Source organism: Paraglaciecola arctica BSs20135 (assembly GCF_000314995.1).
GTDB lineage: Bacteria > Pseudomonadota > Gammaproteobacteria > Enterobacterales > Alteromonadaceae > Paraglaciecola > Paraglaciecola arctica.
This window is the reverse complement of the sequence record NZ_BAEO01000058.1, coordinates 63,410-76,399: the sequence shown is the minus strand read 5'-3', so window position 1 is coordinate 76,399 and position 12,990 is coordinate 63,410. Positions and strand designations below refer to the sequence as shown.

Annotated in this window: 11 protein-coding genes and 5 tRNA genes; 7 read left to right on the top strand and 9 right to left on the bottom strand. The window is 40.0% G+C overall.

Annotated elements, in window-relative coordinates; translation table 11 throughout:
- Positions 1 to 136: 136 nt before the first annotated feature.
- From GARC_RS19630 to GARC_RS26805, 5 genes are all read right to left on the bottom strand, one after another.
- Positions 137 to 212 (bottom strand) — tRNA-Val (locus GARC_RS19630).
- A gap of 46 nt (positions 213 to 258) precedes the next feature.
- Positions 259 to 334, bottom strand: a tRNA-Val gene (locus GARC_RS19625).
- A gap of 250 nt (positions 335 to 584) precedes the next feature.
- On the bottom strand, positions 585 to 905 hold the full coding sequence (locus GARC_RS19620) for an AzlD domain-containing protein (protein ID WP_007623539.1): 321 nt from the start codon (positions 903 to 905) through the stop codon (positions 585 to 587).
- Positions 898 to 1,638, bottom strand: a complete 741-nt coding sequence (locus GARC_RS19615; RefSeq protein ID WP_007623538.1) for an AzlC family ABC transporter permease — start codon at positions 1,636 to 1,638, stop codon at positions 898 to 900. Before GARC_RS19615 ends, GARC_RS19620 begins: the two co-directional genes overlap by 8 nt.
- A gap of 5 nt (positions 1,639 to 1,643) precedes the next feature.
- Entirely contained in the window at positions 1,644 to 1,784 is a 141-nt protein-coding gene (locus tag GARC_RS26805; protein WP_153810971.1) for a helix-turn-helix domain-containing protein, read from the bottom strand.
- A gap of 239 nt (positions 1,785 to 2,023) precedes the next feature.
- Here GARC_RS26805 and gltX point away from each other — a divergent pair, with 239 nt between their 5' ends.
- The 6 genes from gltX to GARC_RS27780 all read left to right on the top strand — a co-directional run bounded on the left by gltX (position 2,024) and on the right by GARC_RS27780 (position 5,084).
- On the top strand, positions 2,024 to 3,424 hold the full coding sequence (gltX, locus tag GARC_RS19605) for a glutamate--tRNA ligase (protein WP_007623536.1): 1,401 nt from the start codon (positions 2,024 to 2,026) through the stop codon (positions 3,422 to 3,424).
- Between the two features lie 111 nt (positions 3,425 to 3,535).
- Positions 3,536 to 3,611: transfer RNA gene (locus GARC_RS19600), tRNA-Ala, on the top strand.
- A gap of 192 nt (positions 3,612 to 3,803) precedes the next feature.
- Positions 3,804 to 3,879: transfer RNA gene (locus GARC_RS19595), tRNA-Glu, on the top strand.
- Positions 3,880 to 4,079: 200 nt separating this feature from the next.
- Positions 4,080 to 4,155, top strand: a tRNA-Glu gene (locus tag GARC_RS19590).
- Positions 4,156 to 4,470: 315 nt separating this feature from the next.
- The gene (locus GARC_RS27425; RefSeq protein WP_226989233.1) at positions 4,471 to 4,815 is read left to right on the top strand and encodes a redoxin domain-containing protein; all 345 of its coding nucleotides are present in this window, start codon (positions 4,471 to 4,473) and stop codon (positions 4,813 to 4,815) included.
- 128 nt (positions 4,816 to 4,943) lie between these two features.
- Complete coding sequence (locus GARC_RS27780; protein WP_226989231.1) at positions 4,944 to 5,084, top strand: hypothetical protein; 141 nt, start codon at positions 4,944 to 4,946, stop codon at positions 5,082 to 5,084.
- 174 nt (positions 5,085 to 5,258) lie between these two features.
- On the opposite strand, the gene GARC_RS19580 is transcribed toward GARC_RS27780, so the two are convergent.
- The gene (locus tag GARC_RS19580) at positions 5,259 to 6,179 is read right to left on the bottom strand and encodes a porin (protein WP_007623531.1); all 921 of its coding nucleotides are present in this window, start codon (positions 6,177 to 6,179) and stop codon (positions 5,259 to 5,261) included.
- A gap of 215 nt (positions 6,180 to 6,394) precedes the next feature.
- Between GARC_RS19580 and GARC_RS19575 the strand changes: the two genes are divergently transcribed.
- Entirely contained in the window at positions 6,395 to 8,035 is a 1,641-nt protein-coding gene (locus tag GARC_RS19575; protein WP_007623529.1) for a methyl-accepting chemotaxis protein, read from the top strand.
- Positions 8,036 to 8,080: 45 nt separating this feature from the next.
- On the opposite strand, the gene GARC_RS19570 is transcribed toward GARC_RS19575, so the two are convergent.
- From GARC_RS19570 to katG, 3 genes are all read right to left on the bottom strand, one after another.
- Positions 8,081 to 8,857, bottom strand: a complete 777-nt coding sequence (locus tag GARC_RS19570) for a substrate-binding periplasmic protein (RefSeq protein ID WP_007623528.1) — start codon at positions 8,855 to 8,857, stop codon at positions 8,081 to 8,083.
- Positions 8,858 to 9,084: 227 nt separating this feature from the next.
- Complete coding sequence (locus GARC_RS19565; RefSeq protein WP_007623526.1) at positions 9,085 to 10,458, bottom strand: hypothetical protein; 1,374 nt, start codon at positions 10,456 to 10,458, stop codon at positions 9,085 to 9,087.
- A 257-nt stretch (positions 10,459 to 10,715) separates the two neighbouring features.
- On the bottom strand, positions 10,716 to 12,872 hold the full coding sequence (gene katG, locus GARC_RS19560; RefSeq protein WP_007623524.1) for a catalase/peroxidase HPI: 2,157 nt from the start codon (positions 12,870 to 12,872) through the stop codon (positions 10,716 to 10,718).
- Positions 12,873 to 12,990: the final 118 nt, after the last annotated feature.

Below are 12,990 nucleotides of genomic sequence, written 5' to 3'. Positions count from 1 at the left end.
CAAAGATAATAAAAAACCCGCATGGTAAACCAATGTGGATTTGGGAGATGTTCATCAGGGATGTGTTTATGACCAAGTTAAACTTTTCAAAGACAATAAAAAACCCGCATGGTAAACCGATGCGGGTTTTTTAATGTGGTGGACGCTACTGGGCTTGAACCAGTGACCCTCGCCTTGTAAGGGCGATGCTCTCCCAACTGAGCTAAGCGTCCGTATTTTTTGACAAAGAAACGATTACTATCGATTCTTTTTAGAATGTGGTGGACGCTACTGGGCTTGAACCAGTGACCCTCGCCTTGTAAGGGCGATGCTCTCCCAACTGAGCTAAGCGTCCAAAAATTTATTATTACTAGATTGAACCAGTGTTTCTCGCCCTTCTCTTATATAAGAGTAGCGATGCTCTGTCTTTTTTCAACTGAGCTAAGCGTCCAAAATCTCTCTGTTCTTACTAGCCTTGGCCTGTAAGAGGAGCGCTATTATAGGTATAGGCATTTTACTGTCAACACCTAAATGAAAATTATTGTTTTTATGGATAAAAACTGTTCGCTTTTGCCCATTATGATAAAAAATTCTCCTTTTTAAGCTTATAACAACAACCAAAACTTTAGAATAGAGTAACTAATTAAGCCCATTAAGATGGTCACAAACAAACGTTTTTGTATTAATGCGGTGATAAAAGCGACTAGGCTTGACCACAAAAAAGGATTATTCATGTGTAATGCGAGCGCTCCGTCTCGATAAAATATACTTTGAGCGATGATGACACTTAGTATTGCGATAGGTACATAAGACAACGCTTGTTGCATAGATTTAGGTAACCTGAGTCGACTGGCTAAAGCAAATGGCAGCAATCTAGGTATAAAGGTAACAGCTGCCATTGCCGCAATTAATAAAATTTCATTCATGGTGATTACTCTCAGCAAGGTCAGTAGTGGATCTTGCTGTTAAGCGATTTTCTGAGATTACGCCGACTACTATGGCAAATAGGCTAGATAATAATAAACCAGTTTGATGTGGCCATTGGTAGGTTAATAAGCCACTCACAGCTGCAGTGATCGCGCACATCCAATGACTGGGTAATCTCAGGTTGGGTACAACTATACCAATAAAGGCCACAACCATAGCTATATCGAGACCAAAACTAGTTAGAGAGGGAAGCTGGCTTCCAAGTACAATGCCTACCCAAGTACATAAAATCCAATTCAGATACATAAATGCACTAGAGCCTAAGTAGTACATTGGCAGATTTTGATGGGCGCGCGATAGTGACATTTTGTTGTAAACAACTGCAAAGGTTTCGTCTGTCATTGTAAAAGCCATAGGCCATCGCCATTTTTGCGATAAGTCTTGCACTATAGGAATAAGCGATACGCTGTACAACATGTGCCTAAGGTTAACGATAAATACCGTTAATACTATCACTGGTATGGCAGCTCCTGCTGCTAACATGGTGATGGCAATAAATTGTGAGGCGCCGGCAAAGACAAAAATTGAAATGCCAAGAGTTACCCAGTCAGCTAAACCTTGAGCTTGACCCATGGCGCCAAATACTAGTCCAAATGGCATAGCTGCCACAACAAGTGGAAAGGTGTCTTTCACGCCTGATATAAATATGGAGTGAGGGGAAGGTAAAGGCAAAATGTTTAGCTCCTGCTGATATTATTAGGTTGGAATTCCCTCGGAGGAATGCCTAACCATTTTTTAAAATGTTGGTTTAAATGACTTAGATCGCTAAAACCGCAGGTGAGAGCAGTATCTAACAATGTGTTACCAGCCAAAAGCATTTTTTCCCCATTATAGCTGGCATTTAGCAGCGGTAGACCAGCTAAGCCCTGGGCATAATGATAATCAGCGGATTCTTTCAATGGCCTAAATCTGCTTGGTGATTTGTAATAAGTTTAACAAATGACTTTGGTAAAGTTTTGGACGTTTTTGACTTTTACCGCAAAAGCTTGTTTGTAGATATAAATTCGCTGCATTGGCTGTTAAAATGCCGCCAATTTTTTGGAATAGGTTTAATTCAATGACTGTGGTAACTCGATTCGCTCCTAGCCCGACTGGCTATTTACACGTTGGTGGCGCCCGTACTGCGCTTTATTCTTGGTTATACGCTAAAAGTAAAGGCGGAAAATTTGTATTACGTATCGAAGATACGGATATTGAACGTTCAACTCAGGCTGCCATTGACGCCATTCTTGAAGGCATGCAGTGGTTAGGATTGGACTGGGACGATGGGCCTTTTTATCAGACTCAACGTTTTGACCGTTACAACCAACTAATCGATCAGTTGTTAGCTGAAGGTAAAGCTTATAAGTGTTTTATGCCTGCTGCCGAGTTGGACGCGATACGCGAAGAGCAAATGGCTAACGGCGAAAAGCCTCGTTACCCAGGTACGTGGCGCGACCGCACTGATCATCCGCAAGATCAACCTTTTGCTATTCGCTTTAAAACGCCACAAACGGGTAGTGTGGTGATTAAAGATCATATTCGTGGTGATATTGAAATTGCCAATAGTGAATTAGATGATTTAATCATTCGTCGAACCGATGGCGCACCTACCTATAATTTTTGTGTGGTAGTAGATGATTGGGATATGGGCATTAGCCATGTAGTGCGCGGTGAAGACCATATTAACAATACCCCTCGTCAAATTAATATCTTGCTAGCTTTAGGCGCACCTATCCCTGAATACGCCCATGTATCTATGATTTTAGGTGACGATGGTAAAAAATTATCAAAACGTACTAATGCAGTAGGCGTAATGGAATTTAGGGATGACGGTTATCTACCGCAAGCCTTGCTAAATTATTTAGTGCGCCTTGGTTGGTCACATGGCGATCAGGAAATATTCTCTTTAGAAGAAATGATTGAGTTGTTTTCTTTAGATGCAATAGGGCAGTCTGCCTCTGCGTTTAATACCGATAAACTTATTTGGTTAAACCAACACTATATAAAAACACTGCCTGCCAAAGTGGTGGCAGAACATGCTAAATGGCATTTTGCTCAGCAAGGCATTGATGTAACTCAAGGTCCTACCTTAGAAGATGTGATTACCGTGCAGGCTGATCGAGTTAAAACCTTAAAAGAGTTAGCTCAAATCAGTGGTTATTTCTATCAGGAATATGAAGCCTTTGATGAAAAAGCGGCTAAGAAGCACTTACGCCCAGTCGCTAAAGAGGCTTTGCTGCTAGTACAAAGTAAATTGTCAGCTCTAACTCAGTGGAATACTGAATCTATTCATAACGCGATTAATCAAACCGCTGAAGAGTTAGAAGTAGGTATGGGAAAAGTCGGAATGCCGTTACGTGTTGCAGTGACAGGAGCAGGTAATTCGCCTTCATTAGATTTAACTTTAAATTTGCTAAAACCGGCTCAAATTGAACAACGTATAAACAAAGCGCTCGAATATATAGCAAACAGATAAAAATCCTGAAAAAATCGTTGACATAAAAAGGTCAGATGCCTAGAATGCGCCCCGCTGTCAAGGAACGATGCCTACTTATTAGGAAAAAGCGAAAGCTTATTTGATAAGTTAGGGGCCATAGCTCAGCTGGGAGAGCGCTTGCGTGGCACGCAAGAGGTCGGCGGTTCGATCCCGCCTGGCTCCACCAATATCAAGGATTGTCTACTACCGCCTAGGCCAGTAGATAAAAAGATTAGACTGATAAATAAAAACTGAAAGGTTTTTGTATATCGTAAGACAATTATTTTAGTTGTTTGGAAAAGATTCTGCCGCTCAGTTCGCAGGTTCACTTCTCCTAACAACAATTTATCAAAGCTTAGCTTTGATAAGCAAAATTGTTGTCCCCATCGTCTAGAGGCCTAGGACACCGCCCTTTCACGGCGGTAACAGGGGTTCGAATCCCCTTGGGGACGCCATATTGATTAAGCTGCAGGATGCAGCTTGAGTTTTAAAACAAGGATTATTAACTACCGCCTAGGCCAGTTGATAAAATGTTTGATAGAAGTTTTGTTTTTGTAAGAGAATGTTTGTAAGACGACTAATAAGGTCGCTCAGTTCGCAAGCTCACTTCTCCTACAGAAACTTATCGAAGTGTACTTCGATAAACTAAGTTTCTGTCCCCATCGTCTAGAGGCCTAGGACACCGCCCTTTCACGGCGGTAACAGGGGTTCGAATCCCCTTGGGGACGCCAAATATCAAAGCCGCTTAAGCAATTAAGCGGCTTTTTTATAGCTTGAGTTAATTACGTCACTAAAAGTTTTAAAAGCATACCCTGCTAATTTGTCATTCATTAATATTTTTCTTCTATCAGAGTAATCGTAATTGGTCATTTGAATAGCACGTATATTAGAGTGATCTAATATATTTGCTATTCAAAAGCATACCGAAAAGCTGCCCTATCACACAAAGGAGAAAATCGTGAGTTGCGATACAAAACTTAAGCCAATAAAACCGAATAAAAATACAGAAGTTAATGTCGAAACTAATCTTTCTGAGGAGAAAAAACGTGAGTTCAACGATGGTTCGCAGTGAAATTCCAGAATTTGAAATGGAAGCCTATGACTCAAGTACTGGGCATTATACAACTGTTTCTAGTAATGATTATATAGGTAAGTTGGGCGAAATTTGTTTCTATTCTGCTGATTTCACCTTCGTTTTTCCAACTGAAATTTCCGCTATGAATGCAAAATATGACGAGTTTCAAAAAATGGGAGTAGAAATTCTGCCTGTCTCAGTAGATTCAAAATTTTCCCATAAACGCTTTGTAGAAACAGAGCCTGTATTGGCAGGTTTGAAGCTAACTATGGACGCAGATAGAACTCCTCAGGTCAGTCGTGATTTTGGTGTGTGATAGAAAATGAAGGGGGCGCTTTACGGGGGGCGTTTCCTTTTTAACCCCGATGGTATCTGTGTTGCTCAGGAAGTTCAGGCAGATTCAGTGGGACTTAATGTCAATGAATTATTACGTCAAATTGAAGCATGGCAGTATGCCATAAAACTGGCGAGGTTTGCCCTGCAGGTTGGAGACCTGGAAAGAAAACACTTCCGGTAAATACGGATGCTGAACAAATGACTGGGTGCGTAGGTGATTACATCACTATTGAAGAAATCTTGAGTTGATAGGCCCGAATTATAAAAGCCGGGGGGGCCCGGATTTTATATATCTGTTATAGATTCTAAAATTAACAAGCTATCCATCGTAACTGTGGATAGCCTAGCATCCTTCGACCTTGAATTTAGGGGGAATACAAGCCCTATTTCCGAGAATACTACTTAATCGAATAAGTAACTAGATTAAAACTTATATGAAAGTTTGTGTTCAAAGCCAAGAGCAATGAAAGTGTTATCTGGATTTTCTTCTTTTTCAATTTGCGCATACCAAGCATAGAGCTTAGTTTGTTTACCCAGTGGATAATCGAAACCAAGATTAAAGGTTCTATCATCTTCTAAGGTTTGATATTGCAGTTTATAGATTAAACTACCGCTATTAAAACTGTAGCTAACTAAGGCGCCAGATTGACTCTCGCCACCAATACTGGGCTCTTGTTGTTGTACCATGCCGCCTATTACATGTTTGCCCATTTTATATTGTACACTGGCTCGCGTGGTGTCATAGCCTTTCACATCAAAATCATGGGCTATCGCAGCAAAAATTGGATATTTTTTTAAGCTTGCGTCACCGTAGTATATACCTGCCGACGTTGCTGAATCTCCATCAGCAGTTTTCTCAGCTTGGTAGGTCACTCGCACATCAAAACCTTGATATGAAGGAGAAATATAGGTTGCTACATCACTGAGTCTATTTTCGCCTTTCCATATTTTTGCGATGTCACCTTCATAATGATTGTATAAATCAATCTTGCCCTGTGCCATCCACAAAGCGGTAAAATTGCGGCCAAGTGTTATTTCGCCAAAATTACCTCTTACCCCAACATATTGTGGTCTTTCCGTTAAACTATCACTTCCTGATTCCCCGGTAATGTCGACTTTCCATTCAAGACGATAAACTACGGATATATCTGAATTTAATTCATAGGCGCCTTTTACTCCAACCCAAGAGTTGTTGCTTTTTATCTCACTAAAGCGATCCCCTCCCTCATCGGAAGACTGGGCATCGACATTTAGTTTTGCGTAAAATTCACCTTGATTAGGCTCGTCAGCAATAGCCTGAGTAGCAGTTAAACACAACAGTAGAATCATTTTGGGTGACGTCATATTAATATTCTCTTTGCAAATTTTGAGTTTATAGCTTATACCATTTAAAGTTGAATATACTCAATGCAAGATAAAATAATATTCATTAAAACAAAAGTTTATCACCAGTTCATTAACGTAAATACCTTGATTTATATTCAAGTTACATAAAAAATCGCCGATACTTAAGTTGTATTTTTGTACATGTTGCAGTTATAAAAAAGGGGATTTTATCCGTGACAATTAATGATTTATCTATTCGCTCTAAATTTGCGATTCCTTTATTATCAATCACCCTAATGTTAATCCTAATTAGTGTTTTGAGTCTTTGGTCTAACAATAAATTGACTCATAACGTGGATCGCCTGTCAGATACCTTTCTTAATTCCATTGAAGATGCTTTAAATGCTGATAGAGATCTATATCAAGCATTAACAGCAAGCCAAAACTATCTGCTTAAGGTCAGTCATGGTAATCAAGATACTAGTGGTGAAATTGACAGTTTTAATGAAAATGCAAAACAAGCGCTAGATCGCATGAATAGTGCCAGAGCACTATTAAAGAACTACCCGGAGGTGGGACAGTCTATCGCATCTTTTGAAGCCCACTACAAAGCTTGGCTGTCGGAAGCGCAAAAAGTGTTTGCTCTAGCGGATGCAGGTAAAATCCAAGAGGCTACAAAATATGGTAGCAATCAAGTATTAAAAGATTTTGAGATACTTAGAACCGATTATGATTTGATGGGTAGTAAAGCTAGAGCTGTTGCTGATAGGTTGACTTTAGAAGCGAAAGAATCAAGTGAAGTTAAGCAAACTATTTTGATAGTGCTGATCGTGTTTTCTTTAATTGTATGTACCATCAGTGTAGTGGTAGGTCCAAGACTCGTTACTACTCGGGTGTTCGAATTAAATGATGTCATAAAAACTATAAGTGATGGGGAAGGGGATTTACGTTCGCGTTTAAATGCAAAAGGTAAGGATGAACTGGCTACACTTGCTGGGACTTTTAATGGGCTGATGTCTAAATTACAAAGTTTAATTATCGCCATTAAAAATGATGCAACAACCCTTGATACAGCAGTGGAGGATTTAAATGATTCGACTACAAAGAATCAAACAATCTCAGAAGAGCAGTCAATAAACCTGCATCAGATTTCCGATGCAATGACTCAAATGGGGCAAGCTATTCATGAAATAGCACTAAGTGCTCAAACCGCGCAAAGTGAAACAGAGACAGTGAAACACAACACCGCAATGTCTACCGAAATTGTGGGTGAAACAGCGGTTAATATTAATCGTTTATCAGATGCCATTCTCTCTGCTAAAGAAGTTATTGGAAAACTTGCTACAGAGTCTAATCAGATAGTACAGGTGTTGGATGTTATTCGTTCTATAGCAGATCAGACTAACTTGTTAGCTTTAAATGCAGCGATAGAAGCCGCAAGAGCGGGTGAATATGGTCGTGGTTTTGCAGTGGTCGCAGATGAAGTCAGAACCTTGGCCAGTCGGACGCAAAAATCTACTGAAGATATTCAAAAAATGATTGGAGGCTTAGAGAAAGGAGTGGAAGAAGCGGTGAATGCAATTACCATTGGTTCGAATCAGGTTGAAGATGTAGTAAATATGTCTCAACGTTTGAATGACTCACTTGAATTGGTAAACGGTTCGGTCACTGAAACTACTGGCATAATTATACAGATTGCTGCAGCTACAGAAGAGCAAAGTGCAGTTGTGGATGATATTAATCGCACGATTGCATTACTTAATGGACTGTCAATAGATGGCAATGAGGTTACTTTACAAACTAATACAGTCTCAACCAATATTTCACACTTGGCTAAAGACTTAAATGGTAATGTGGGGCGCTTTAAAGTTTAGGAGGCATATTTCATTCAATAATATGTCTCTATAAAATTAGGGAGATTAAAATACAAGGATATTATTCTTAATCTCACTACTAATATTGTATTGTTGCAATAAAACTAATTGCCAATTTTGGGCAATATTTTGCAATTTACCATTAACCTTAATAGCTTCGAATGCATTTTGCCATTTCTTAACTTGCTGTTTTGAGGATTTAATCGACATTACAATATATACAGGGGCTTCGTTGAGGATAAATGCCGACTTAAAATGACTTAGCTCTAAGCCTAAGTTATTGACTTGATAAGCTAACCCTTGTTTTTCATATACAATTGCGTTAACTCTACTTAAATTTAACTTTTCAATATTTTGTTTGTGACGTGTCACAGAATTTAAGTTCTCAAAACCTTTATTGATTAACCATTCCTCTCGTACATCACCACGTACAACACCAATACTAGGAAGTGCTCTGAGATCATCTAAGGTCTCAATAACAATTTCTGAATTAGTCAGTGTGTAAACTTGCCATTTTTTTGACATGACTTGAGCAATCCAATAATAGTGTTGCTCTCGTGGTGGTGTTCTAGAAATGCTCATTAAGATAGAATTAGGATCTTTAGCCAAGATATTTAATGCGCGGCCTTCGGGAAGAAATATGATGTTTGTTTTGTCGTTGAGTCTTTCTTGAATGGCTTTGATAATATCTATGACATAACCATCTTGGGCCCCATCTTCATTGATGAATGAAGCAGGCGGTTCATCTACAGCAAATATTTTTAAATCATTAGCTATGCTCTGAAAACATAATAAATAAAGTAACGCACTTAAATACTTCAAGAGTAAACCTAAAGCAAAAAACAGGTAGTTATATAATAGTCTATTTTAGATTGGGACCCTAGTTTTATAGGATTCATTTTCTCATTAAGGAAGTAACCTGAATTTTGGATAAATACTAAAATTTCTCATACTTTGCGATATAGAACCTCTGACTCTGCAATTAATAAGATAGGCTGTTCAGTTTGGCATTATACAATTATTAAATAGAGCAACGTAAATATTCCTAATTAATCATCTTCATTTGATTGTATTGCCTCAATATTGATGATGTTAGAGCGATTGAGGGTGATTTTAAAACGTTGAGTACGTTGTTGATGTTGCTTATCGGTATGCATTAACACCACGTTGATTTGGTAGCGTCTTTCAACAGCTTGTTTGGTTATTTTATTATTATCGAGTGAATATAAACGGCCTTCCCCTTTTTTTAAAAAACGAATGAAGGGGGTTAAATTAAAATAAATATTTTGTTGAATTTCATCGTAGCCGGGTAAAAAACTTTTTACATTAACTTTAGTGTTACTACGAAAATGCAGTAATTGTGCTGCTTGTTTGTTTTGTTGGCGTCGTTTTTGAAATAGTTTATCTACTTGTTTAGGTAAATCTTTATTGCGAATGTATTCAAGCCAAATAGTTTGACTCGACACCCGAGTTTTATTAATGCTATGACTATATATTATTTTCCATTTCGGCAAGCCTTTTTGAATGCGGCGCCAAATGATACGCGTAATATCGTCCTTAAATATTTCCCTTAAACCATAAATAATGCCTAACATACCGACTAAAGCAATTGTTACTTCAGTAAAGTTAGTACGAGCGTTTAACACTAGAGCCATAACAAAAGTCATAATTAAGGCCGTAACGGTTCCACGTACAACGCGATTTAAACTGCTATTGAGGTTTTTAAAGTCTTTTTGAAATACCACACCATATTCGATTAGTCGCTGTAGTAATCGCATTTTATTGGTAATGCGATTAGGATCCGCCAAGGTGACTTGTGAATTATATTGATTCTCTTCTCGGTATTCATTTTCGCTGCGGCAAAAGGCCAACAAGAAATTTCTCTCACTGGTAAAGTCACTACTTTTTGGAGCTCTAGATATAAGTTTTAAAAATGATTGCTCTACCTGCCAACTGAGGTAGTTGTCGGCATTTTCAAAATATGCCTTGAGCTTTTGATCAGGGGGCGTATATCTTCTTAGCTTTTTTAGTAGTCCAGAAATTTGCTCTGCTATCTCTATGGCTTGAGGATAAAAATCCGCGCTCTCTTTAAGTTTAAGGGTTTGTTTTATATCGGTATCTAAGGCAATACGAATTTGATACGAAAACAGATTAAGGTTTAAGCGGTAGTCACTTTGCTCACCTTTTTGTTGGCTAATAAAACGGCTTCGTACTAAGGGTAAATGTAGTTGGTCAGAGTAATAAGCACTGCGGCATTGTATACTATGATGAAAATAATTTTCTTCTGTTAAGGTTTTAGGGCCAACACCCATTTCATCCGGTAAGGAGAAATACAAATCTAGCCTTTGCTGATCACTAGGCAATAACTGGTAACTGACTTTTATGGAAAGATTTTCATCTTGGGTGAGTTTAATATTATTCACTTATATCGTTTGGTCCTCATCGGTTATATTGTTGCGATTATATTGCCACACTTGAATTACTCAATTATGCCTTACTTTTAGCCGATAACCCAGATTGATCTGGGCAGTGTTGTAGGTCACCGCTTACTAGGGGGAGTATTCTGAGATTTACCGATAGTTGACCACTCATAGGCGACTTTCGTTAGCAAAGCCTAGACAATGTTATTTGGATATCCCCACGCCGCAATAATGGGCGGCGCGGAGATGTGTGGTTATGCTCAGGCTAAATCGAAGCGATCAGCATTCATTACCTTCGCCCATGCTGCAACAAAGTCCTGCACAAACTTTTCTTTGTTGTCATCTTGCGCATAAACTTCAGCATACGACCTAAGGATAGAGTTAGAGCCAAAAACAAGGTCCACTCTGGTTGCTGTCCACTTGACTTGCTTGGTTGCACGATCATGAATTTCATACAGGTTATTACCGGCAGGTCTCCATGAATAATTCATATCGGTGAGATTTATAAAGAAGTCATTGGTTAACATGCCTTCACGCTCAGTAAATACACCGTGTTTGCTGCCGCCGTAGTTAGTACCTAAGACGCGCATACCGCCAACCAATACTGTCATCTCAGGTGCAGTCAAACCCATCAATTGTGTACGGTCGAGCATTAATTCTTCAGCACTGACCACGTAATCCCGTTTAAGTAAGTTACGGTAACCATCATGAATGGGTTCCAGTACTTCAAACGCATCAATGTCGGTCATCTCAGCGCTTGCATCTCCACGGCCAGGTGAGAAGGGGACTGTGACATCAAAGCCAGCTGCCTTTGCAGCCTGCTCAATACCGACGTTACCCGCCAGCACAATGACATCAGCAATACTGGCGCCGCTTTGGGTTGCAATGTTTTCAAACACAGTGAGCACTTTGGCCAAACGTGAAGGTTCATTACCTTCCCAGTCTTTTTGCGGTGCAAGTCGAATGCGAGCTCCGTTGGCACCGCCACGTTTGTCTGAACCACGGAAGGTTCTGGCACTGTCCCATGCGGTAGACACCATTTCGCTGATGCTCAAACCACTAGCCGCTATTTTGTCTTTTAGCGCGTTAACATCATAACTAGTGCTTCCTACAGGAACCGGATCTTGCCAAATTAGTTCTTCTTGAGGTACGTCAGGACCGATATAATTAGACTTTGGCCCCAAATCGCGGTGAGTCAATTTAAACCATGCTCGGGCGAAGACTTCAGAAAAATAGTCTGGGTTGTTATAGAAGTTATCAGAAATTTTCCGATATTCAGGATCCATTTTCATGGCCATATCAGCGTCAGTCATAATTGGGTTATGGCGAATAGATGAGTCTTCAACATCCACTGGCTTATCTTCTTCCTTAATATTGATAGGCTCCCATTGCCAAGCACCAGCAGGGCTTTTTTTCAATTCCCACTCGTAGTTGAGTAATAGTTGAAAATAGCCATTATCCCATTGGGTTGGATGGGTCGTCCATGCACCTTCAATGCCACTGGATACTGTGTCACGACCAATGCCACGCTTGGTTTTGTTTAACCAGCCCATGCCTTGATCTTCTAATTCAGCACCTTCTGGTTCTGAGCCTAGTATCTCAGCATCACCATTACCATGGCATTTTCCCACAGTATGACCACCTGCGGTAAGGGCAACCGTTTCTTCATCGTCCATGGCCATACGTTCAAAAGTGACACGTATATCATGAGCTGTTTTAAGTGGATCAGGATTGCCGTCCACACCTTCGGGATTCACGTAAATAAGTCCCATCATCACAGCTGCCAGAGGGTTTTCTAGATCACGTTCGCCAGAATAACGACTGCCTTCACTACCTGTGGGGGCAAGCCATTCTTTTTCCGCTCCCCAGTAGGTGTCTTTTTCTGGATGCCAGATATCTTCACGGCCAAAAGCAAAGCCAAAGGTTTTTAAACCCATAGATTCATAAGCAATGGTGCCTGCATAGGCAATTAAATCTGCCCAACTAAGCTTGTTACCGTATTTTTTCTTGATGGGCCAAAGTAAACGACGGGCCTTATCTAGGTTGACGTTGTCTGGCCAAGAATTAATGGGAGCAAAACGCTGATTACCGCTAGCTGCACCACCTCGACCATCAGCGATACGATAAGTACCGGCTGCATGCCAAGACATACGGATCATCAGGCCGCCGTAATGCCCCCAATCTGCTGGCCACCAAGGCTGACTGTCAGTCATCAGCGCATGCATGTCTTTTTTAAGAGCGGCGACGTCGAGATTTTTGATTGTTTCTCGATAGTTAAAGTCCGCTCCCAGTGGATTGGTCTTGCTATCGTGTTGATGCAAAATATCTAGGTTTAGGGACTTCGGCCACCATTCCATGTTCGACATGCTACTTTCTGTAGCGCCACCGTGCATCACTGGACATTTGTTGTTAGACATTAATTAATTTCCTTTTTTGTATGAAAAGAAGTGTTTATTTGTTCACGTTTATAGTGGGCATGAACAACACTATCGAGTATTTCAAACTATAGGTAAAACCCTTTGCTGCGATCGACTC